The 788-nt window shown below is 44.2% G+C and carries 2 pseudogenes; one reads left to right on the top strand and one right to left on the bottom strand.

Annotation, left to right across the window (positions count from 1 at the left end):
- Window positions 1–107 (top strand): annotated as a pseudogene (locus DWZ16_RS17085) (transposase); the annotation flags it as partial.
- Window positions 108–109: 2 nt separating this feature from the next.
- Here the strand turns inward: DWZ16_RS17085 and DWZ16_RS16360 are convergent.
- Window positions 110–769, bottom strand: a pseudogene (locus DWZ16_RS16360) (glucan-binding protein); the annotation flags it as partial.
- Window positions 770–788 lie beyond the last annotated feature (19 nt).

The following is a 788-nucleotide window of genomic DNA, read 5'->3' as shown; positions in this document are numbered from 1 at the left end:
TGTTAGAGATCAAAGGTGTGGGAATCAGGACAGTGTCAGGATTCCTTGCAGAAGTAGGTGATATCAGCCGCTTCAACAATCCGAAGGAACTGCAGAAACTTGCAGGATTTCCGTTGATTTTCTTCTTAGCGGCGTCTTTGTACATCTTACCGGAAGCATTGAACCAGTACCAACCTTCGTCATCACAGATGTCATTTTCACTGCAACCAGGAACTGTTTTCTGTACATCCTCATCAGTATCTAACATACCGGATTTCTCAAGCCACAGCCACTTATTCTCTGTTCTTGCGCCATCCATCTCTTCACCGAAGTAGTAAATAGCTCCTTGCCAATCCTGCCAACCATACAGCATCTCACCATCTTCGTTGAAAAGGTATGTCTTACCATTGATCTTCTTATCCTGATCAGCAACTTTTTTACCCTTGTTGTTGAAATAGTACCAATGCTTACCATCGGAATCCGGATCATCCTGATCATCATCAGACATAGTATACTTCCAAGCGTTTGTCAGCATAGCGCCATCTTCGCCTACATAGTAGTCATCGTCTACCCATGTGTTGGTCTCCATATCTCCCTCATCATCGAGGTGGAACCATTTACCGCCATCTTTTTTCCACTCGCCTGTTACCATCTCATCATCGCTATCATAGTAGTGCCAAACACCAGCGTCATCTTTCTGCCAACCAGCTGCGAAAGAAGTCATGGAAGCACCCATAGCGAGTAAAGCTGCTGCAGAAAGTACTGCAACTAATTTAGTCTGCTTTCTCATAATTAATGCACTCTCCTTT

This window comes from Clostridium sp. AF29-8BH, assembly GCF_003478145.1.
Classification (GTDB): domain Bacteria; phylum Bacillota; class Clostridia; order Lachnospirales; family Lachnospiraceae; genus Otoolea; species Otoolea fessa.
This window is presented reverse-complemented; position numbering and strand designations above follow the sequence as displayed.